Here is a 19,273-nt window from a genome sequence, read left to right as displayed (position 1 = left end):
GCCCTCCCCCGCCCGCCCCGCCCGTGACCGACGATCGGAGACCCCGTGTCGACCACCGCAGATGCCATCGCGTCCGCCGAGGCGCACAGCGCGCACAACTACCACCCGCTGCCCGTCGTCGTGGCGACGGCGGAGGGCGCCTGGATGACCGACGTGGAGGGCCGCCGCTACCTCGACATGCTCGCGGGCTACTCGGCGCTCAACTTCGGCCACTGCAACCCCCGCCTGCTGGCCGCGGCGCGGGCCCAGCTGGGCCGCGTCACCCTCACGTCGCGGGCCTTCCACCACGACCGCTTCGCGGACTTCTGCACCGAACTGGCCGCGCTGTGCGGCAAGGACATGGTGCTGCCGATGAACACCGGCGCGGAGGCCGTCGAGACGGGCGTGAAGACGGCCCGCAAGTGGGGCTACGAGGTCAAGGGCGTCCCGGACGGGCACGCCAAGATCGTCGTCGCGGCGGACAACTTCCACGGCCGGACCACCACGATCGTGAGCTTCTCCACCGACCACGAGGCCCGCGACCACTTCGGCCCGTACACGCCCGGCTTCGAGATCGTCCCGTACGGCGACCTGACCGCGCTGGCCCACGCGGTCACCCCGAACACGGTGGCCGTGCTGCTGGAGCCGATCCAGGGCGAGGCGGGGGTGCTGGTGCCGCCGGCCGGTTACCTGAGAGGCGTACGCGAGCTCACGCGCGAGCGGAACGTGCTGTTCATGGCGGACGAGATCCAGTCGGGCCTGGGCCGGACGGGCCGGACGTTCGCCTGCGAGCACGAGGACGTCGTCCCGGACGTGTACCTGCTCGGCAAGGCGCTCGGCGGCGGCGTCGTCCCGGTCTCGGCCGTCGTCGCCGACCGGGACGTCCTCGGGGTGTTCAAGCCGGGCGAGCACGGCTCGACGTTCGGCGGCAACCCGCTGGCCTGCGCGGTGGGCCTGGAGGTGGTGGCGATGCTGCGCACCGGCGAGTACCAGCAGCGGGCGGCCGAACTCGGCGACCACCTGCACCGGGAGCTGAACCTGCTGGTCGGCGGCGGTGCGGTGACCGCGGTGCGCGGGCGCGGCCTGTGGGCGGGCGTCGACATCGACCCGGCGCACGGCACGGGCCGGGAGGTGTCGCAGCGGCTGATGGAGCGCGGCGTGCTCGTGAAGGACACGCACGGGGCGACGATCCGGATCGCGCCGCCGCTGGTGATCGGCAAGGAGGACCTCGACTGGGGCCTGGACCAGCTGCGCGCGGTGCTGGCGTCCTGACCGGGCGGCCTCCGGGTCCCGCGGCGGCGGGGCCCGGAGGGGCGTGTCCTAGAGGATGACGTGGGGCAGGAAGCGGGCGTACTCGTCCGTGACCGGCCCCGCGGACTCGCGGATGCCGAGGCCGGCGGCCTCCTCCTCGACGACCCAGGCGCCGAGCACGACGCGGTTGCCGTCGAAGTCGGGCAGCGGGGAGAGCGCCTGGTAGACGTAGTTCTCGCCCTCGGCCGGGGTGAAGGGCCGGGCGTCCGGGCCCGCCGGGTGCAGGGCCACGCCGGCGCCCTCGCGGCCGAGCAGCGGCTTCGCGGCGAAACCGGTCGTGCCGGCGAGTTCGCGCGGACCGTCGAGGTAGGCGGGCAGCAGGTTGGGGTGCTCGGGGAAGAGCTCCCACAGGATGGCCAGCAGCGCCTTGTTGGAGAGCAGCATCTTCCACAGCGGCTCGATCCAGCAGGTGGTGCCGTCGCCTCCGCCGTGGTCGTACGTGTCGAGGACGTGCGGGCCGAACGCGTCGGTGGCCAGCCACTCCCAGGGGTAGAGCTTGAAGCAGGTGCGGATGAAGCGCAGGTTCTGGTCCACGAAGCGGCCCGAAAGGCTGTCCCAGCCGATCTTCTCGACGGCGAGCGCCTCGGTCTGCAGGCCGGCCTGCTGGGCGGTCTCCTCCAGGTAGACCACCGTCATCAGGTCCTCGCCGATCTCGTCGGTCTCGGAGTGCGCGAAGTGCACCGGGCCGGGCGGCAGCAGTTCGGCCTGCCGCCGCCAGGCGTCGACGAGCCGCTCGTGCAGGGAGTTCCACTGGTCGGCGCCGGGGAAGCGCTCCTCCATCCAGAACCACTGCGGGCTGGCCGCCTCCACGAGGGAGGTCGGCGTGTCGGCGTTGTACTCCAGCATCTTGGCCGGCCCCGTGCCGTCGTAGCAGAGGTCGAAGCGGCCGTAGAGGGAGGGCTGTTCGGCGCGGCGCCGCCAGGACTCGGTGATCAGCGAGGCCAGCCGGCGGTCGGTGATGCCGAGGTCGGCGAAGCGGTCTTCGGCGACGATGTGCGCGGCGGCGGCCAGGCACATGGCGTGCAGCTCCTCGACGACCCCCTCCAGCGCCTCCACCTCGGGCAGCGAGAAGGAGTAGTAGGCGCTCTCGTCCCAGTAGGGGCGCAGGGAGTCGTCGGGGTAGCGGGTGAGCGGGTAGATCAGGCCCTGCTCCTCGACGGTCTGCTGCCAGCCGGGGCGGGGTTCGATGGTGTGGCGCCGCAAGGGGCTCAGCCGCCGCTGGAGGAGGAGTGGCCGCCGATGCCGCCGCGGGTGACGGCCGACTTGTCGAAGCTGCCGCCGCTGACCTTGTTCCCGGAGACGCTGCCGCCGTAGTAGTACGCGGCGTGGCCGCCCCTCCCGCTGCTCCCGCTCTTGCACTCGCGGTTGTTCAGCTTCTCCAGCGTGACGCGGTCGACACAGCGCTTGTCCGGCTCCTTGCTGCTGCCGCAGGCGACGAGTGCCGCGGCGAGCAGGCCCATGCCGCCGAGGGCGACGCCGCCGGAGCGCATACGGCGTCGGGTGCTGGTGCTGCTGCTGCTGTCCATGGGCGACAGACTAGAACGGGGTGTCGAGGGGATGGAATCCGGCCGTGGAAACCTGCGCGGCCCCTCCATGACCTAGAGTCGTTTTTCGTGCTGCTTGGGATGATTTGCTCGCTCGGTGCGGCGGTCTGTTACGGAACTGCATCCGTTCTGCAGGCGGTCGCGGCGCGGGCGGCGGAGCCCGGGAGCGGCTCCGGCGTCGACGCGGCGCTGCTGTGGCGGGCGGTGCGGCAGTGGCGATATCTCGCCGGTCTGTGTCTGGACGGGGCCGGCTTCGTCCTCCAGGTGGTGGCGCTGCGGCACGTCCCGATCTACGCGGTGGGCGCGGCCCTCGCGGCGAGCCTGGCCGTGACCGCGGTGGCCGCGGCGCGGCTGCTGCGGGTGCGCCTGAGCCGGGCCGAGTGGACGGCGGTGGCCTCGGTGTGCGGGGGGCTGGCGATGCTCGGGCTGGCCTCGGGCCCGGAGGGTTCGGGTACGGGGCCGGCCTGGCTGGGGTGGGCGCTGCTCGCGGCCGTGGGCGCGGTGCTGGCGGTCGGCGCGGGGTGCGGGCGGCTGCCGGACCGGGCGCGCTCGCCGGCCCTGGGGCTGGCGTCCGGGACCGGGTTCGGGGTGGTGGAGGTGTCGGTGCGGCTCGTCGACGGCTTCTCGGCGGCCGACCTGCGCAACCCCGCCCTGTACGCGCTGCTGTCCGGCGGCGGCGCGGCCTTCCTGCTGCTGACGTCGGCGCTCGCCCGCGGGTCGGTCACCGCCGCGACGGCGGGCATGGTGCTGGGAGAGACGGTCGGCCCGGCCGCGGTCGGCATCGTCTGGCTCGGCGACCGCGCCCGCGAGGGCCTGGCCTGGCTGGGCGTGCTGGGCTTCGCCGTCGCCGTGGCCGGGGCGCTCGCCCTGGCCCGCTTCGGCGAACTCCCCGCCGCGGCGGACGCCTCCGGCGCTCAGCCGGCGCCGTAGAGCGCGCGGGCGCGGGCCGGGTCGCAGCAGCCGTCGGGCCCGAGAGCGAGGAAGTGCCGCGTCTGCCACGCCTGGGTGGCGCGGGCCTGACGGCTCGTCGTATGCGCCCACGGCGGATACACCCGGAAGCCCCGCTTCCCGCCGGAGCCGCCGCGGGAGACGACTCCCCGCTCGCACAGCGCCGCGGCCGGGAACACGAACTGCCCGCGGCCGCCGGCGTCGCGGACGGCGACGACGAAGAGGTCCACCCCGTCGGCGGCGTCGAAGGGCCGGATCGGCCCCTCCTCCGACCGCTGCCACACCGTCACGAACAGGCCCGCCTTCCGCGGGGTGGTCCTGGCCGCCCGGAACCGGACCGCGCGGCCGTCGAGCGTGAACGCGCAGGCCGCGTACTCCGCGCTCTCCGGCTCGGGCACGGGCGGGGTGCAGGCGAAGCCGCCCGGGTCGTACACCGCGGCCTTCGCCGCGGCCAGCTCTTCGTGGATCCCCGTCCACGCCGGTTCAGCCGCCATCCCGCCATCCTGCCACCGCCCTCGGACATGCCGCTCCGGCCCCCCGCGCTGCCGCGGCCGCGGGGCGCGGCGGGTCACGGCAGGGACGCCACCAGCGCCGCGAGCGACGGCGCCCAGGCGCTCGGCGAAGGGGCGCCGTAGCCGACGACCAGGGCCTCGCGCGGCGGCAGCCCGGCGTCCGGGTGGACGTGCCGGGAAAGGGGCTCCAACGCCAGCTCGTGCCAGGCCGCCGCCCGCAGCACGCCCTCCTCGCTGCCCTTCGGGAGGTCCAGGACGGCGTGCAGGCCGGCCGCGATACCGGAGACGGCGACCCGCCCCGACACCGCGGCCAGGAGTTCGTCGCGGCGGCGCCGGTAGCGCTGCCGCATGCCGCGCACGTGCCGGTCGTACGCGCCGGAGCGGATGAACTCGGCGAGGGTGAGCTGGTCCAGGACCCCCGACGCCCACTCCGCGGGCCCCTTCGCGGCGAGCACCTCGTCCAGCAGGCCCGCCGGCACCACCATCCAGCCCAACCGCAGCCCCGGCGCCAGGGACTTGCTCGCCGTGCCGAGGTAGACCACCCGGTCCGGGTCGAGGCCCTGGAGGGCGCCGACCGGCTGCCGGTCGTAGCGGAACTCCCCGTCGTAGTCGTCCTCCACGACCAGCCCGCCGGTGGTCCGCGCCCAGTCGACGGCGGCGGCCCGCCGGCCCGGCGTCAGCGCGACCCCGGTCGGGAACTGGTGGGCGGGGGTCAGGAGCACCGCCCCTGCGGCGAGGCCGGGCAGCCGGTTCGTGCACGCCCCGGCGGCGTCCACCGGGAGCGGCACCGTCCGCAGCCCCCGCCGCTCCAGCAGGCCCCGGTGCACGGCCAGGCCGTACCCCTCCACGGCGACCTCGCGGACGCGGCGGGCCCGCAGCACCTTCGCCAGCAGGGTCAGGCCGTGCGCGAAGCCCGCGCACAGCACGATCCGCCCCGGGTCCGCGTGCACCCCCCGCGCCCGCGCCAGATAGCCCGCGAGGGCCTCCCGCAGCTCGGTGCGGCCGCGCGGGTCGGCGGCGTACCCGAAGGCCTCGTTCGGCGCGGCGGCCACCGCCCGGCGGGCCGCCGCCAGCCAGGCGGCGCGCGGGAAGCCGCCCAGGTCGGGGCTGCCCGCCGTCAGGTCGTACGCGGGCCCCCTCCGCACCGGATGCCGGGGCGGCGCGGCGGCCGCGGCGCCGCCCGGACCCGGGCGGCGCGGCCGGGCGCGCTCCGCGACGCGGGTGCCCGAGCCCTGGCGGGCCGTCAGCCACCCCTCGGCGACGAGTTCGGCGTACGCCTCGGCGACGGTGTTGCGGGCGATGCCGAGGTCCGCGGCGAGCGAGCGGGAGGACGGCAGCCGGGTGCCGGGCGCGAGGCGGCCGCTGCGCGCGGCCTCCCGCAGCGCCTCCGCGAGGCCCGCCCGCAGGCCCCGCCCGGCGGAGAGCTCCAGGTGCAGGTCGGCTCCGAAAGCGGCCCGGGATTCCGTCATGGAAATGGACCATATCCGCGGTCCGCCTGCTCCGTAGGGTGAGGCCATGACCACCGACGAGACGCAGCACCCGACGGCTTCCGGCCTGTGCGCCGAGCACACCCCCCGCATGAACCTGGCCCGCCAGGTGCCCGAGATCTACAAGGCCGTCGTCGCGCTGGAGACGGCCACCCGCAAGGGCATGGACCCGGTCCTCCTCGAACTCGTCAAGATCCGCGCCTCGCAGCTCAACCACTGCGCGTTCTGCCTCGACATGCACACCAAGGACGCCCTGGCCGCCGGGGAGAGCGTGCAGCGCATCGTCCAGCTGAGCGCCTGGGAGGAGTCGCGGCACTTCTACACCGAGCGGGAGATCGCCGCGATCGAACTGACCGAGGCCGTCACGGTCCTGACGGACGGCTTCGTCCCCGACGAGGTGTACGACCGCGCCGCGAAGCACTTCGGGGAGCGGGAGCTGGCCCAGCTCATCACCGTCATCGCGACGATCAACGTCTGGAACCGCTTCGCCGTCACCACGCGGATGGTGCCGGGCGGCTACACGCCGGGCGGCCCGCGCGGCTGACCGGGTGCGCGGGAAACGGGAAGGGGGCCCCGGGCGCTGCTGCGCCGGGGCCCCCTTGCCGTGTCGTCAGATGAGGCCGAGCTCGCGGACCGCGTCGCGCTCCTCGATGAGCTCCGCCACGGACGCGTCGATGCGCGCACGGGAGAACTCGTTGACGTCGAGGCCCTGGACGATCTCGTACTTGCCGTCCTTGCAGGTGACGGGGAAGGAGGAGATCAGGCCGGCGGGGACGCCGTAGGAGCCGTCCGACGGGATGCCCATGGAGGTCCAGTCGCCCTCGGCGGTGCCGTTGACCCAGGTGTGGACGTGGTCGATGGCGGCGTTGGCGGCGGAGGCGGCCGAGGACGCGCCGCGGGCCTCGATGATGGCCGCGCCGCGCTTGGCGACGGTCGGGATGAACTCGTCGGCCAGCCACGCCTGGTCGCCGATGACCTCGGCGGCGTTCTTGCCGGCGATCTCCGCGTGGAAGACGTCCGGGTACTGGGTGGCCGAGTGGTTGCCCCAGATGGTCAGGCGCTTGATGTCGGTGACGTCGGCGCCGGTCTTCTTCGCCAGCTGCGAGATCGCGCGGTTGTGGTCCAGGCGGGTCATCGCGGTGAAGCGCTCGGCCGGTACGTCCGGGGCGGCGGCCTGGGCGATCAGGGCGTTGGTGTTGGCCGGGTTGCCGACGACGAGGACCTTGATGTCGTCCGCGGCGTGGTCGTTGATGGCCTTGCCCTGCGGCTTGAAGATGCCGCCGTTGGCGGACAGCAGGTCGCCGCGCTCCATGCCCTTGGTGCGGGGGCGGGCGCCGACCAGCAGCGCCACGTTGGCGCCGTCGAAGGCCTGGTTCGGGTCGTCGAAGATGTCGATGCCCTTGAGGAGCGGGAAGGCGCAGTCGTCGAGCTCCATGGCGGTGCCCTCGGCGGCCTTCAGGCCCTGGGGGATCTCCAGGAGGCGGAGCTTGACCGGCACGTCCGCGCCGAGCAGGTGACCGGAGGCGATGCGGAAGAGCAGCGCGTAGCCGATCTGGCCGGCGGCGCCGGTGACGGTGACATTCACAGGAGTGCGGGTCATGGCCTTCTCCGTTAGACAGCTGGCGGTGGGGCGTCCCCGCCCCGTGTGCTGGCGGACGCCGCTTCCCTGCGAATCTTGACGTGAAGAGACATCCGGCGTCAGGCTATCCGACTCCTCACGGGCCCAACCCCCCGGTCCGTGTGGTCCGCGGCACACGGACCGGGCGGGTTCGAAGGCCCGCGGGCGGCTGCGGCCGCGGATTCCACCCGGCGGGCTCGCCCGGACGGGTGGATCGGCAGGCGGCCGTCAGCGGACGGTGAAGCGGACGGCGTCCTCCAGGAACGGGATCTTCAGCAGCGGGTTGGGGCCGACGACCAGCGCCAGCAGGGTGATCGCCGCGCCCAGCACCCCGTACGTGATCATGTCGGTGAACCGGGAGCGGACGGCGAGCATGCCCACGTCGGGCAGGGCGCGCCGCAGCACGGCGGCCGCGATCAGGGCCACCCCGATCACGAGGCAGCCCGTGCGCACGGCCCCCAGCGCGGTGCACAGCAGGCCGACCGCCGTCGCGGCGAGGACGCTGAGCATCGGCCACTGGCGGGAGGTGAGCGCGGTCCCCGGCCCGGCGCGGCCGGCGCCCTCGGGGCGGGCCGTGTCCCGGGTGAGGGACGGGAAGCGGCGCGACTTCGCCGCCGCCGCGGCGGCGGTGCCCTGCCCGGCGCCCTGCTCAGCCTGCACTGGCGGCCTGCCGTTCCGCGGCCTCGACGACGTTGACGAGGAGCTCCGCGCGGGTCATCGGGCCGACACCGCCCGGGTTCGGGGAGATCCAGCCGGCGACCTCGGCGACGCCGGGGTGCACGTCTCCGACGATCTTGCCGTCCTCGTCGCGGGAGACGCCGACGTCGAGGACGGCCGCGCCGGGCTTGACGTCCTCGGGCTTGACCAGGTGCGCGACGCCCGCGGCGGCCACGACGATGTCGGCCTGCCGCAGCAGCGACGACAGGTCGCGGGTGCCGGTGTGGCAGAGCGTCACCGTGGCGTTCTCCGACCGGCGGGTCAGGAGCAGCCCGATGGAGCGGCCGACGGTGATGCCGCGGCCGACGACGACCACGTGCGCGCCGTTGATCTCCACGCCGTGGCGGCGCAGCAGCTCCACGATCCCGTTCGGGGTGCAGGGCAGCGGGCCGGGCTCGTTAAGGACGAGGCGGCCGAGCGAGGCCGGGTGGAGGCCGTCGGCGTCCTTGTCCGGGTCCATCAGCGTCAGCACGCGGTTGGTGTCGATGCCCTTGGGCAGCGGCAGTTGGACGATGTAGCCGGTGCAGGCCGGGTCCTCGTTCAGCTCCCGGACGACCGCCTCGATCTCCTCCTGCGTCGCCGTGGCGGGCAGTTCGCGGCGGATCGACTCGATGCCGACCTCGGCGCAGTCCTTGTGCTTTCCGTTGACGTACCAGCGGCTGCCCGGGTCGTCCCCGACCAGCAGGGTGCCGAGGCCGGGGGTGATGCCTTGGGCCTTGAGCCTCTCCACACGGGCGGTCAGCTCGGACTTGATCGCGGCTGCGGTGGCCTTGCCGTCGAGAATCTGGGCGGTCATGCGTCCATCCTCCCGGATCCGGTGCCCCTGGTTCCAGTCGTGCCGTCCGGCGCGGTCCGCGCGGCGGAGGGGCGCGGGCCGCCCCGGGCGCATGTCACGGCCCTGCACCGTTCGTTGCACTTGCACAACAGGTGGCCGGGCCGTCGCTCCGACCGCTGGACAACTCCGCCCGCTCCGCCGACGATGGCCGGACAAGATTGCCGCGGGCAGTGCCGGGGGGCGGACCGCAGAACAGAACGGCCTCCGTGCGTGCCGTGCGTCCCCGCACTTCCACGGAGGAACACCGCAAGATGAGCTTCGGAGACCCGAACAACCCGTACGGGCAGCAGCCGCAGGGCCAGCCCGGCTACGGCTACCCGCAGCAGCAGCCGCCCCAGGGCTACCCCGCACAGGGCGGCTACGCCTACCCCCAGCAGCCCCAGCAGCCCCAGGGCTACCCCGGTTACCCGGCCGGCCCCGGCGGCTACGCGGGCGCGCCGATGCAGATGCCCGGCCTGCTGAAGACGGCCCGCGTCTTCCTCTTCATCATCGCCGGCCTGCAGCTGATCGTCGGCGTCCTCGCCCTGCTGGGCGCCGCCTTCCTCTCCAGCAGCGACGGCATCGGCAGCGGCTCCACCGCGAACGTCGCGGCCGGCGCCATCGCCGTCGTCGCCATCATCTCGATCGCGTTCGCCATCTGGGCGATCGTGCTCGGCGCCAAGTTCGGCAAGGGCGGCAACGGCACCCGCGTCACGCTGATCGTCTACTCCGTGCTGTACCTGCTGCTCAGCCTGAGCAACTTCACCGGCATGGCCGGTGCGGAGGCCACCGCCGGATCGGCGGTGGGCGGCGTGATCGGCCTCGCCGTCGGCGTGCTGCTCCTCGTCGCGGCCGTCAACAAGGACTCGGTCGCCTGGTTCAACCGCCCGCGGTACTGAGCCCGCGCGGAAGGGGCCGCGACGGAAGACCCGTGGCACGGCGAAGGCCGCGTCCCGCAGTGTGCGGGGCGCGGCCTTCGCCGTGTGGGGCGGGCGCCGCGGCTCAGTGGAAGAAGTGCCGGGTGCCGGTGAAGTACATGGTCACCCCGGCGGCCTTCGCGGCCTCGACGACCTGCTCGTCGCGGACGGATCCGCCCGGCTGCACGACGGCCTTGACGCCCGCGGCGGTCAGGATCTCCAGCCCGTCCGGGAAGGGGAAGAACGCGTCGGACGCGGCGTACGAGCCCTGCGCGCGCTCGGCGCCGGCCCGCTCGACGGCGAGGCGGGCGGAGTCGACGCGGTTGACCTGGCCCATGCCGACGCCGACCGAGGCGCCGTCCTTGGCGAGGAGGATCGCGTTGGACTTCACGGCGCGGCAGGCCTTCCACGCGAACGCGAGCTCGGCGAGCTCGGCGGGGGCGAGCGCCTCGCCGGTGGCCAGCGTCCAGTTCGCCGGGTCGTCGCCCTCGGCCTGGAAGACGTCGCTCTGCTGGAGGACGGCGCCGCCCGAGATCGGCTTGAGGTCGCCGGGCTGGTGCGGGCTGCCCTCGACGCGCAGCACGCGGATGTTCTTCTTCTTCGCCAGGACCTCGACCGCTCCGTCCTCGTAGGCGGGGGCGGCGACGACCTCGGTGAAGATCTCCGCGATCTGCTCGGCGAGCTCGACGGTCACCGGGCGGTTGACGGCGATGACGCCGCCGAAGGCCGACAGAGGGTCGCAGGCGTGGGCCTTGCGGTGGGCCTCGGCGATGTCGGCGCCGATCGCGATGCCGCACGGGTTGGCGTGCTTGATGATCGCGACGCACGGCTCGTCGTGGTCGTAGGCGGCGCGGCGGGCGGCCTCGGTGTCCACGTAGTTGTTGAACGACATCTCCTTGCCGTGCAGCTGCTCGGCGTTGGCGAGCCCGCCCGGCTGCCCGTCGGTGTACAGGGCCGCGGCCTGGTGCGGGTTCTCGCCGTAGCGCAGGACGGCCTTGCGGTCCCAGGCGCCGGCCAGGAACTCGGGCAGCACGGCCTCCGGCTCGGGGGCGTACGCGTTCGTGAACCAGGAGGCGACGGCGACGTCGTAGGCGGCCGTGTGCTGGAAGGCCTCGGCGGCCAGGCGCTTGCGGGCGGCGAGGTCGAAGCCGCCGCCGCGGACGGCGGCGAGGACGTCGCCGTACCGCTCGGGGCTGGTGACCACGGCGACGGAGGGGTGGTTCTTCGCGGCCGCGCGGACCATGGACGGGCCGCCGATGTCGATCTGCTCGACGCACTCGTCGGGCGTGGCGCCGGAGGCGACGGTCTCCCGGAACGGGTAGAGGTTCACGACGACCAGGTCGAACGGCTCGACGCCCAGCTCGGCCAGCTGGCTGCGGTGGTCCTCCAGGCGGAGGTCGGCGAGGATGCCGGCGTGCACGCGCGGGTGCAGGGTCTTGACGCGGCCGTCCAGGCACTCGGGGAAGCCGGTCAGCTCCTCCACCTTGGTGACGGGGACGCCGGCGGCGGCGATGCGGGAGGCGGTCGAGCCGGTCGAGACGAGCGCGACGCCCGCCTCGTGCAGGCCGCGGGCCAGCTCCTCCAGTCCCGTCTTGTCGTAGACGCTGACGAGCGCGCGCCGGATCGGTCGCTGCGACGTCGTGGTGCTCTCTGCGGCGGTCACTGGATCGTTACCTTTCGTCCCTCGATGCGGTAGCCGTGCCGGGCCAGGCGCCCCACGACGTCGACGAGCAGCTGGCGCTCGACTTCCTTGATGCGCTCGTGCAGAGCGGCTTCGTCGTCCCCGTCCCTGACCTCGACGACACCCTGGGCGATGATCGGTCCGGTGTCCACGCCGGCGTCCACGAAGTGGACGGTGCAGCCGGTGACCTTCGCCCCGTACGCGAGCGCGTCCCGTACGCCGTGCGCGCCGGGGAACGCGGGCAGCAGGGCGGGATGGGTGTTGACGAAGCGGCCGCCGAAGCGGCCGAGGAACGCCTTGCCCACGATCTTCATGAACCCGGCGGAGACGACGAGGTCGGGGGCGTGGGCCGCGGTGGCCTCGGTGAGGGCGGCGTCCCACTCCTCCCGGCTCGCGTAGTCCTTCACCGGGCAGACGAAGGTCGGGATGCCCGCCTTCTCGGCCCGCTCCAGGCCGGCGATGCCGGTGCGGTCGGCCCCCACGGCGACGACTTCGGCGCCGAAGCCCTCGGCGCCGCCGGGGTGGGAATCGATGGCGTCGAGCAGGGCCTGGAGGTTGGTGCCGGATCCGGAGACCAGGACGACCAGGCGGGAGGCGGCCATGACAGGCCCTTTCTCGCGTGGGTGGCGCCCCGGGAAACCCGGGGGCGCGGCGTTCGTCTTGTGCGGTCGTACAAAACTTCGACGCCCCGGTATACGGGGGACCCTACGAAGCCGCCGACCGCCTGCAACGATACCGGCACACCGGACGGCCCCCGAGGGACGGGGGGACGGCCGACGGGTAGCGTCTGGCGTACAGGCCGCGAACGGCGTGGTGAGAGGGGGCCGCGCAGCCCTTCGACGCACGCCGCCCGCGACGCACTCCGACGCCGGCGCCCCGCACCGGGCGCGCCCGGCGTCCACGACACAGGGGAAGTAACGCACTCGATGCCGGACCGCCGCCAGCCCGACTCCTCCACCGACGACAACCCCTTCGCGGCCCCGCCGGAGGGCCGGCCCGACCAGCCGTGGCAGCCGCGCCCCGGCGGTGGCGGCGGCCGCCCCGGCCAGGACCCCTCCTCGGGAGGCCCGGGCGGGCCGACGGGACCGGGCGGGCCGTCCGGGCCGGCGCGCTGGGACCCGACCGACCCCGTGCAGCGGCGCGCCCGCTACGCCCTGCTCGCCGGCATGTGGGGGTTCTTCTTCGGGATCTTCGGGATCCCGTCGGTGGGACTGCTGCTCGGCGCGCTCGCGGTGTACTGGGGCGTCAGCGGCCTGCGGGGCAGGCCGGCGGCGGCGCCCGGGGCCGCCGCGGACGCCTCCGGGGCGGGCGCCCGCCCGGCCGGCGGCGGAAGCGGCGGGAGCGGCCTCGCCGCACTCGGCCCGGCGGCCGGCCCCCAGCGGGCGGCCGCGGTCGGCGGCCTCGTCACGGCGACGCTGGCGATCGTCCTGGCCCTGGGCTCGTACGGCGTGCAGATCGCCTACAAGGACTTCTACATCTGCCGCGACGACGCCCTGACCAAGGCGGCGGAACTCCAGTGCAACGACCTCCTGCCGGACAACGCCCTCGGCAAGGTGCTGAAGGTCCGCCAGTAGCGGACGTCCGCCGGCAGCGGACCTGCCGCTGCGCCCGCCTCCGCCGTGCGGGGGCGGGCGCAGCCGGTTTCATCCGGCCGGGCGGCGCCGGGACAGGACGCGGGCCCCCGCGACGGGCGGGGCGAGCGGTCGCGCCGCCGGAACGGGGACGGAGCCGGCGTCCGGTGCCGCGGCCGGCGCGGCGCCGATGAGAGATCGGCCGGCGCCGGGGGAGGCAGGGCTCGCCGGCGGCCTTCACCCGGAGGCCAGTGCTGCCGCAAGGCCTGCGCGCACGGTCATCGCTGCACGTCAAAGCCCCCCTGGCGGCATCCCGCCCGTCCGGATAGGGTGTGAAGAACGCGTCAAGACGCCCTCCCATCCGAGGGCGGACGCGGGGTGTGCCGGGAAGTCTGGTCGGCGTCCTCGGGGCCGTGTGCCCTGCCGCTGCCGACGCCCGGAGGTTTCCCCGCCATGACCGCTGCCCCGCCGCCCGAGCGCCCCCCGTTCCTCGGCCTCCTGCCGTGGCCGGAGCGCCGCGCCGTCGCCGAGGCCCTGCGCACCGAGACCTTCGGCGGGCTCGTCCTCCTGGCCGCCGCGGTCGTCGCCCTCGTCTGGGCCAACAGCCCCCTCGGCGACCTGTACACGCAGGTCCGGGACTTCCACTTCGGGATCCCCGCGCTCGGCCTCGACCTCTCCGTCGGGCACTGGACCGCCGACGGCCTCCTCGCCGTCTTCTTCCTCGTCGCCGGCATCGAGCTGAAGCGGGAACTCGTCGTCGGGGAGCTCCGCACTCCGGCCACCGCCGCGCTGCCGGTCGTCGCCGCCCTGTGCGGCATGGCCGTGCCCGCCGCCCTGTACGTGCTCACCGCCGGCCTCGGTGGCGGGAGCCCCGACGGCTGGGCCGTCCCCATGGCCACCGACATCGCGTTCGCGCTCGCCGTCCTCGCCGTCATCTCCACGCACCTGCCGGCCGCGCTGCGGGCGTTCCTCCTCACCCTCGCCGTCGTCGACGACCTCGGCGCCATCCTCGTCATCGCGATCTTCTTCAGCGACGGGCTGAACTTCTGGGCCCTCGGCGGGGCGTTCGCCGGGCTTGCCGTCTTCTACGTGCTCCAGCGCTTCCGGGTGCGCGGCTGGTGGTGGTACGTCCCGCTCGGGCTCGCGATCTGGGCGCTGATGTACAACAGCGGCGTCCACGCCACCGTCGCGGGCGTCGCCATGGGCCTGATCCTGCGCACCACCACAGACAAGGGCGAGGACGCCGCCCCGGGGGCGCGGGTGGCGCACCTCGTCCACCCGTTCTCCGCCGGCGTGGCCGTCCCGCTGTTCGCGCTGTTCGCGGCGGGGGTCGGCGTCTCCGGCGATGCCCTCGCCCGGGTCTTCACCACGCCCGAACCGCTCGGCGTCGTGGTGGGCCTCGTCGTCGGCAAGATCCTCGGCGTGTTCGGCGGGACCTACCTCGCCGCCCGTTTCACCCGGGCCCGACTCAACCCCGACCTGACCTGGGCCGACGTCTTCGGCCTCGCCGTCCTCGCCGGGATCGGCTTCACCGTCTCCCTCCTCATCGGCGAACTGGCCTTCCCCGGCCAGGCCGTCACCGAGCAGATCAAGGCCGCCGTCCTCATCGGCTCCGCGATCTCCGCGATCCTCGCCGCACTGCTGCTGCGCCACCGCAACACGGTGTACAAGCGGCTGTACGAGGAGGAGACCCTGGACACCGACGCCGACGGCATCCCCGACATCTACCAGCGCGAATCCGCTCCACCCCGGTAGACCGCCCGGCAGCCGCGGCCTGGTGGTCGGGCGCTCCGGCGAACCGCTGATCCATGAGGGTGGCATCGGCGGGTCGGCGCACGGGGCGGGGCGGTGCGGCGCACGCTGGGAGTCGCGGTCCGGCATGAGGCCGTCGGTTCAGGTGGACCGAGGAAACGGGCCCGGCACGGTGTGGGCCCGGCGCCGTGGTGGAGGAGTGCCGGTGGATCGTTACCCGCCCATCGCCGAGCATGGTCTGATCGGCGACCTGCAGACCGCGGCGCTGGTGTCGTCGCGCGGGGAGATCGACTGGTGGTGCACGCCCCGGTTCGACTCCCCGAGCGTGTTCGCCTCGCTGCTGGACGCCGATCGGGGCGGGCACTGCCGGCTGTCTGCGGAGGTCGAGGGGGTGACGGTCCGCCAGCTCTACCTGTCCGACACTGCCGTCCTGGTGACCCGGTACATGGCACCGGGCGGGGTGGGGGAAGTCGCCGACTTCATGCTGCCGCTCGACTCCTCCGCGGCCACCGACCGGCACCGGATCGTCAGGGCCGTCCGGGTCGTGCGGGGCAGCCTGCCCTTCACACTCGTCTGCCGGCCCCGCTTCGACTACGCGCGCGCCGCGCACACCCTGCGCCGGGTCGACGACCGTACGGCGGTCTTCGCCGGGCCCGGTACCGACCTGCAGGTGCAGGCCACCGAAGGCATCACCCTGGTGGAGGACGGTCAGGACGTCACCGCGTCGTTCACCCTGGAGGCCGGACAGACCGCGGCCGTGGTACTGACCGGCACCGGGGCGGGCGCAGAGCTGTCCGCCGGCCCGAGCGTGGACGGCATCGCCGCCGAGTTGGAGGCGTGCCGCGCCTTCTGGCTGTCGTGGCTGCGGCAGTGCACGTACCGGGGGCGCTGGCAGGACATCGTCAATCGGTCGGCGATCACCCTGAAGCTGCTCACCTACGCCCCGACCGGAGCGCCGATCGCGGCGGCCACCATGGGCCTGCCGGAGCAGATCGGAGGCGAGCGGAACTGGGACTACCGCTACACCTGGGTCCGGGACGCCTCGCTGTCGGTCGGGGCGCTGATCGACCTCGGGTTCACCAGGGAGGCACACGCCTTCCGGGCGTGGCTGCGCGACCGGCTGGAGGCCGGCGGCACCGCGTCCGGGGAGCCGTTGCAGATCATGTACCGGATCGACGGCGAGCCGCACCTGACGGAGGAGGTCCTGGACCACCTGGAGGGCTACCGCGGGTCGGCGCCGGTACGGGCCGGGAACGCGGCCGCCGAGCAGATCCAGCTCGACATCTACGGCGAGGCCGCCGACGCGCTGGCGCAGACCGGGGACCTCGGCAACATCCGTGGCTGGAAGACGTTCAGCGATCTCCTCGACTGGCTGGCCGGCCACTGGGACCGCCCCGACGAGGGCATCTGGGAGACCCGCGGCGGCCGACAGGACTTCACGTACAGCCGCCTCATGACGTGGGTCGCCTTCGACCGGGGCATCCGCCTGGCCCGCGAACACTCCCGGCCCGCCGACACCGCCCGGTGGACCGAGGCCCGCGACGCGGTCTTCCGGCAGATCGTCGACCGGGGTTGGAATGCGGAACGGCAGGCGTTCGTCCAGCACTACGACACCCACGTCCTGGACGCGTCGCTGCTGCTCATGCCGCGGGTGGGGTTCCTCTCGGCGCGCGACCCGGCATGGCTGAGCACGCTCGCCGCCATGGACGGCGAGCTCGTCAGCGACAGCCTGGTCTACCGCTACGACCCGGAGGCGTCCCCGGACGGCCTGCGCGGCTCGGAGGGCACCTTCAACCTGTGCAGCTTCCTGTACGTGGAGGCGCTCGCCCGCGCCGGGAAGCTGCACCAGGCGCGCTATGCGTTCGACAAGATGCTCACGTACGCGAACCACGTCGGGCTGTTCGCCGAGGAGATCGGCCCCTCGGGCGAGCAGCTCGGGAACTTCCCGCAGGCCTTCACCCACTTGGCGCTGGTCGCGGCGGCGATGGCGCTGGACGAGGAGCTGCACCAGACCGCGGACTCCGGTGCGGGCGGGTCCGGTCCGGGCGGGTCCGGTGCGGGTGCGGACATGCGCGGTGGTGTCGATGGCTGAGGCGCCCTCCCCCGCCTCGCGGACCGTGCTGACCGCCCTGGCGCTCGCCCAGTTCATCTGCAGCTTCGCCGGCTCCAACATGAACGTGATGATCACGGACATCAGCGAGGACCTCGACACGACCGTCCAGGGCGTGCAGACCGCGATCACCGTGTTCCTGCTGGTCATGGCCGCGTTGATGATCCCGGGCGGCAAGCTCACCGACCGCTACGGCCGCAAGCGCTGCTTCATGGCCGGCCTGCTCGTGTACGCCGTCGGAGCACTGCTGAGCGCGGCCGCGCCCGGGCTGGGCGTCCTCATTCTCGGCAATTCGATCCTCGAAGGCATCGGCACGGCCCTGTTGATCCCGCCCGTCTACATCCTGACGACGCTGCTCTACCCCGATCTGACGTCCCGCGCCCGGGCATTCGGCGTGATCATGGCGCTCGGCGGTGTCGGGGCCGCCGCCGGACCGCTGATCGGCGGGCTCATCACCACCGCCGTCGGCTGGCGTGCGGCGTTCGTGTTCCAGGCTCTGGTCATCGCCGTGATCCTGCTGCTGGCACGCCGTATCGAAGACCCCCTGCCACCGGACCCGGCGCGGCCCTTCGACGTCCGCGGCACGGTGCTCTCCGCGGCCGGCCTGATCCTCCTCGTCATGGGCATCCTGGCCGCCGACGACAACCTGTGGCTGATGCTTGCCCTGCTGGTACTCGGTGCGCTCGTCCTGCTGTGGTTCTTCCGGTCGGTGGCGGCGAAGGAGCGGCGCGGGGAGGAGCCGCTGCTGTCCCTGGCCCTGTTCCGCAACCGCACCTCCAACCTCGGCCTGGTGACACAGAACGTGCAGTGGCTGATGCTGATGGGCACGTCGTTCGTAGTGGCGACCTATCTCCAGGTCGTCCGCGGCCACGACGCCATCGAGACCGGGGTGATCTTCACGTCGGCCACGGTCGGCCTGCTCGTGTCGTCGCTGGCCGCGGAACGCCTCGCGAAGCGGTGGCCGCAGCGGACGCTGATCCTGGCGGGCTTCGTCCTCACGATCGCCGGGATCCCCGTACTGATCCTGCTGGCGCGCTCCTTCACCGACCCCTGGGCGTTCGCTCCCGGGCTGCTGCTGATCGGGTTGGGGCTCGGCGCCATGCTCACGCCGTCGGTGAACGTCGTACAGTCCAGCTTCCCCGAGGCGCGGCAGGGCGAGATCTCCGGCCTCTCGCGCAGTGTGTCGAACCTCGGCTCGTCGCTGGGCACGGCCATCGCGGGCACGATCCTCGTCGCCGGGTTGAACAGCAACGCGTACGCGGCCGCCATGGCGACCCTGGGCGTCATCGGGCTCGCGGGCCTGGCCGCGGCCGCGATGCTGCCGCGGGGGCGGGTGTAGCGGAAGGGCGGGGCGGTCAGACCCGGGCGAGGGGGCGGTGCGGTCCGGTGGGCAGCTCCGCCTCGATCGGGTCGCCGGGGCGGACGACGCCGCCTTCCTTCACGATGCTCATGATCCCGGCCTTGCGGACGAGGTTTCCTGCCTCGTCGCGGCCGACGACCTGTTTCAGCAGACCGTCCTGGAAGTGGTCGATCTGCAGGCAGGGGTTGCGGAGGCCGGTGACTTCCAGGACCGCCCGGTCGCCGATGCGCAGGAGCGTGCCGGTCGGGAGGCCGAGCAGGTCGATGCCGCTGGTGGTGATGTTCTCGCCGAGGCTGCCGGGTGCCACCCGGAACCCTGCCCCGGCGACCTCCTCGAAGAGCTCCTCGTGGATGAGGTGGACCTGGCGGAGGTTCGGCCGGGTCGGGTCCTGCGCGATGCGCGAGCGGTGCTTGACCGTCACACCGGCATGGACGTCCCCCTCCACGCCGAGGCCGGTGAGCAGGGTGATGCTGTCCCGGTTCGGCTTGCTGAACGAATACGTGGCGTTGCTGCTGACCGCCGTCACTCTTCCGCTCATGTCCGGGACTCCCCCTCGTCGATGACCGTGGCCCGGCCCCGAGCCTAATGCCGGGTCCGGGGTCACGGCAGGCGGGGCGGGCTCCAGGTGTGGTGGCGGAGGATCATGCGGGTCGAGGCGCGGGAGGGGGTCAGGCGCATGGCCGTGTTCCGCAGGGCCACCGCCACGGGGTGGGAGAGCTGCTGGCCCATCCTCCCGGCCTGGCGGGCGGCCCGTGCGACGGCCTGGCTGCGCGGGCGGCGCTCGGCGTCGTAGCGGGTGAGCGCGGCGTCGACGGTGGGGGTGGCGGCGAGTGCGGCGGCCAGGGTGACCGCGTCCTCCAGTGCCTGGCAGGCGCCCTGTCCGAGGTGGGGGGTCATGGCGTGTGCGGCGTCGCCGAGGAGGGCGATGCGGCCGACGGTGTAGGAGGGGAGG

19 protein-coding genes are annotated in these 19,273 nt (G+C 73.8%); 8 read left to right on the top strand and 11 right to left on the bottom strand.

Features of this window, described 5'->3' with window-relative positions:
* The first annotated feature begins 45 nt into the window (after positions 1-45).
* The gene (gene rocD, locus EF903_RS12865; protein ID WP_125543353.1) at positions 46-1,251 is read left to right on the top strand and encodes an ornithine--oxo-acid transaminase; all 1,206 of its coding nucleotides are present in this window, start codon (positions 46-48) and stop codon (positions 1,249-1,251) included.
* Positions 1,252-1,299: 48 nt separating this feature from the next.
* Here rocD and EF903_RS12860 read toward each other — a convergent pair whose 3' ends face one another.
* Together EF903_RS12860 and EF903_RS12855 are read right to left on the bottom strand one after the other, a co-directional pair.
* On the bottom strand, positions 1,300-2,493 hold the full coding sequence (locus tag EF903_RS12860; protein WP_125543352.1) for a glutathionylspermidine synthase family protein: 1,194 nt from the start codon (positions 2,491-2,493) through the stop codon (positions 1,300-1,302).
* A gap of 5 nt (positions 2,494-2,498) precedes the next feature.
* A complete protein-coding gene (locus EF903_RS12855; protein WP_125543351.1) occupies positions 2,499-2,816 on the bottom strand; it encodes a hypothetical protein in 318 nt (105 codons plus the stop codon).
* A gap of 99 nt (positions 2,817-2,915) precedes the next feature.
* Here EF903_RS12855 and EF903_RS12850 point away from each other — a divergent pair, with 99 nt between their 5' ends.
* On the top strand, positions 2,916-3,764 hold the full coding sequence (locus EF903_RS12850; protein ID WP_125543350.1) for a hypothetical protein: 849 nt from the start codon (positions 2,916-2,918) through the stop codon (positions 3,762-3,764).
* Here EF903_RS12850 and EF903_RS12845 read toward each other — a convergent pair.
* Complete coding sequence (locus tag EF903_RS12845; protein WP_125543349.1) at positions 3,749-4,276, bottom strand: MepB family protein; 528 nt, start codon at positions 4,274-4,276, stop codon at positions 3,749-3,751. The two genes, EF903_RS12850 and EF903_RS12845, sit on opposite strands and share 16 nt — an antisense overlap.
* A gap of 74 nt (positions 4,277-4,350) precedes the next feature.
* Positions 4,351-5,763: a PLP-dependent aminotransferase family protein gene (locus EF903_RS12840; protein ID WP_125543348.1), complete on the bottom strand. Its 1,413-nt coding sequence runs from the start codon at positions 5,761-5,763 to the stop codon at positions 4,351-4,353.
* A gap of 46 nt (positions 5,764-5,809) precedes the next feature.
* Here EF903_RS12840 and EF903_RS12835 point away from each other — a divergent pair, with 46 nt between their 5' ends.
* Positions 5,810-6,325 carry a carboxymuconolactone decarboxylase family protein gene (locus tag EF903_RS12835; protein WP_125543347.1) on the top strand — a complete coding sequence of 172 codons (516 nt, stop codon included), beginning with the start codon at positions 5,810-5,812 and terminating at the stop codon, positions 6,323-6,325.
* A 66-nt stretch (positions 6,326-6,391) separates the two neighbouring features.
* Here the strand turns inward: EF903_RS12835 and EF903_RS12830 are convergent, their stop codons facing one another.
* The 3 genes from EF903_RS12830 to EF903_RS12820 form a co-directional block, all read right to left on the bottom strand.
* On the bottom strand, positions 6,392-7,381 hold the full coding sequence (locus EF903_RS12830) for a malate dehydrogenase (RefSeq protein WP_125543346.1): 990 nt from the start codon (positions 7,379-7,381) through the stop codon (positions 6,392-6,394).
* A gap of 246 nt (positions 7,382-7,627) precedes the next feature.
* Entirely contained in the window at positions 7,628-8,059 is a 432-nt protein-coding gene (locus EF903_RS12825) for a DUF3017 domain-containing protein (RefSeq protein WP_125543345.1), read from the bottom strand.
* Positions 8,049-8,912 carry a bifunctional methylenetetrahydrofolate dehydrogenase/methenyltetrahydrofolate cyclohydrolase gene (locus EF903_RS12820; RefSeq protein WP_125543344.1) on the bottom strand — a complete coding sequence of 288 codons (864 nt, stop codon included), beginning with the start codon at positions 8,910-8,912 and terminating at the stop codon, positions 8,049-8,051. The genes EF903_RS12825 and EF903_RS12820 overlap by 11 nt, the downstream gene beginning before the upstream one ends.
* Positions 8,913-9,202: 290 nt before the next feature.
* Between EF903_RS12820 and EF903_RS12815 the strand changes: the two genes are divergently transcribed.
* Positions 9,203-9,829, top strand: a complete 627-nt coding sequence (locus EF903_RS12815; RefSeq protein ID WP_125543343.1) for a hypothetical protein — start codon at positions 9,203-9,205, stop codon at positions 9,827-9,829.
* A 103-nt stretch (positions 9,830-9,932) separates the two neighbouring features.
* On the opposite strand, the gene purH is transcribed toward EF903_RS12815, so the two are convergent.
* Both purH and purN read right to left on the bottom strand, forming a co-directional pair.
* Complete coding sequence (purH, locus tag EF903_RS12810) at positions 9,933-11,510, bottom strand: bifunctional phosphoribosylaminoimidazolecarboxamide formyltransferase/IMP cyclohydrolase (protein WP_125543342.1); 1,578 nt, start codon at positions 11,508-11,510, stop codon at positions 9,933-9,935.
* On the bottom strand, positions 11,507-12,130 hold the full coding sequence (purN, locus tag EF903_RS12805) for a phosphoribosylglycinamide formyltransferase (protein WP_125543341.1): 624 nt from the start codon (positions 12,128-12,130) through the stop codon (positions 11,507-11,509). Before purN ends, purH begins: the two co-directional genes overlap by 4 nt.
* 324 nt (positions 12,131-12,454) lie before the next feature.
* On the opposite strand from purN, the gene EF903_RS34015 reads away from it, so the two are divergent.
* From EF903_RS34015 to EF903_RS12790, 4 genes are all read left to right on the top strand, one after another.
* Positions 12,455-13,102 carry a hypothetical protein gene (locus EF903_RS34015; RefSeq protein ID WP_185902640.1) on the top strand — a complete coding sequence of 216 codons (648 nt, stop codon included), beginning with the start codon at positions 12,455-12,457 and terminating at the stop codon, positions 13,100-13,102.
* Positions 13,103-13,552: 450 nt separating this feature from the next.
* Entirely contained in the window at positions 13,553-14,854 is a 1,302-nt protein-coding gene (gene nhaA, locus EF903_RS12800; RefSeq protein WP_125543340.1) for a Na+/H+ antiporter NhaA, read from the top strand.
* Positions 14,855-15,056: 202 nt separating this feature from the next.
* Positions 15,057-16,943 (top strand): glycoside hydrolase family 15 protein, encoded by a 1,887-nt coding sequence (locus tag EF903_RS12795; protein ID WP_125543339.1) that lies wholly within the window; start codon positions 15,057-15,059, stop codon positions 16,941-16,943.
* On the top strand, positions 16,936-18,300 hold the full coding sequence (locus EF903_RS12790; RefSeq protein WP_125543338.1) for an MFS transporter: 1,365 nt from the start codon (positions 16,936-16,938) through the stop codon (positions 18,298-18,300). The genes EF903_RS12795 and EF903_RS12790 overlap by 8 nt, the downstream gene beginning before the upstream one ends.
* Before the next feature lie 16 nt (positions 18,301-18,316).
* On the opposite strand, the gene EF903_RS12785 is transcribed toward EF903_RS12790, so the two are convergent.
* Together EF903_RS12785 and EF903_RS12780 are read right to left on the bottom strand one after the other, a co-directional pair.
* Positions 18,317-18,859: an MOSC domain-containing protein gene (locus EF903_RS12785; RefSeq protein WP_125543337.1), complete on the bottom strand. Its 543-nt coding sequence runs from the start codon at positions 18,857-18,859 to the stop codon at positions 18,317-18,319.
* A gap of 62 nt (positions 18,860-18,921) precedes the next feature.
* Positions 18,922-19,273, bottom strand: a 352-nt coding sequence (locus EF903_RS12780) for an FAD-dependent monooxygenase (protein ID WP_185902639.1), incomplete at its 5' end; no start/stop codon positions are given.

Origin of the sequence: Streptomyces sp. WAC05292 (assembly GCF_003949955.1) — a bacterium.
GTDB classification, from domain to species: Bacteria; Actinomycetota; Actinomycetes; order Streptomycetales; family Streptomycetaceae; genus Streptomyces; species Streptomyces globosus.
Note: the sequence above shows the minus strand (reverse complement) of the source record. Positions and strands in the feature narration are given on the sequence as shown.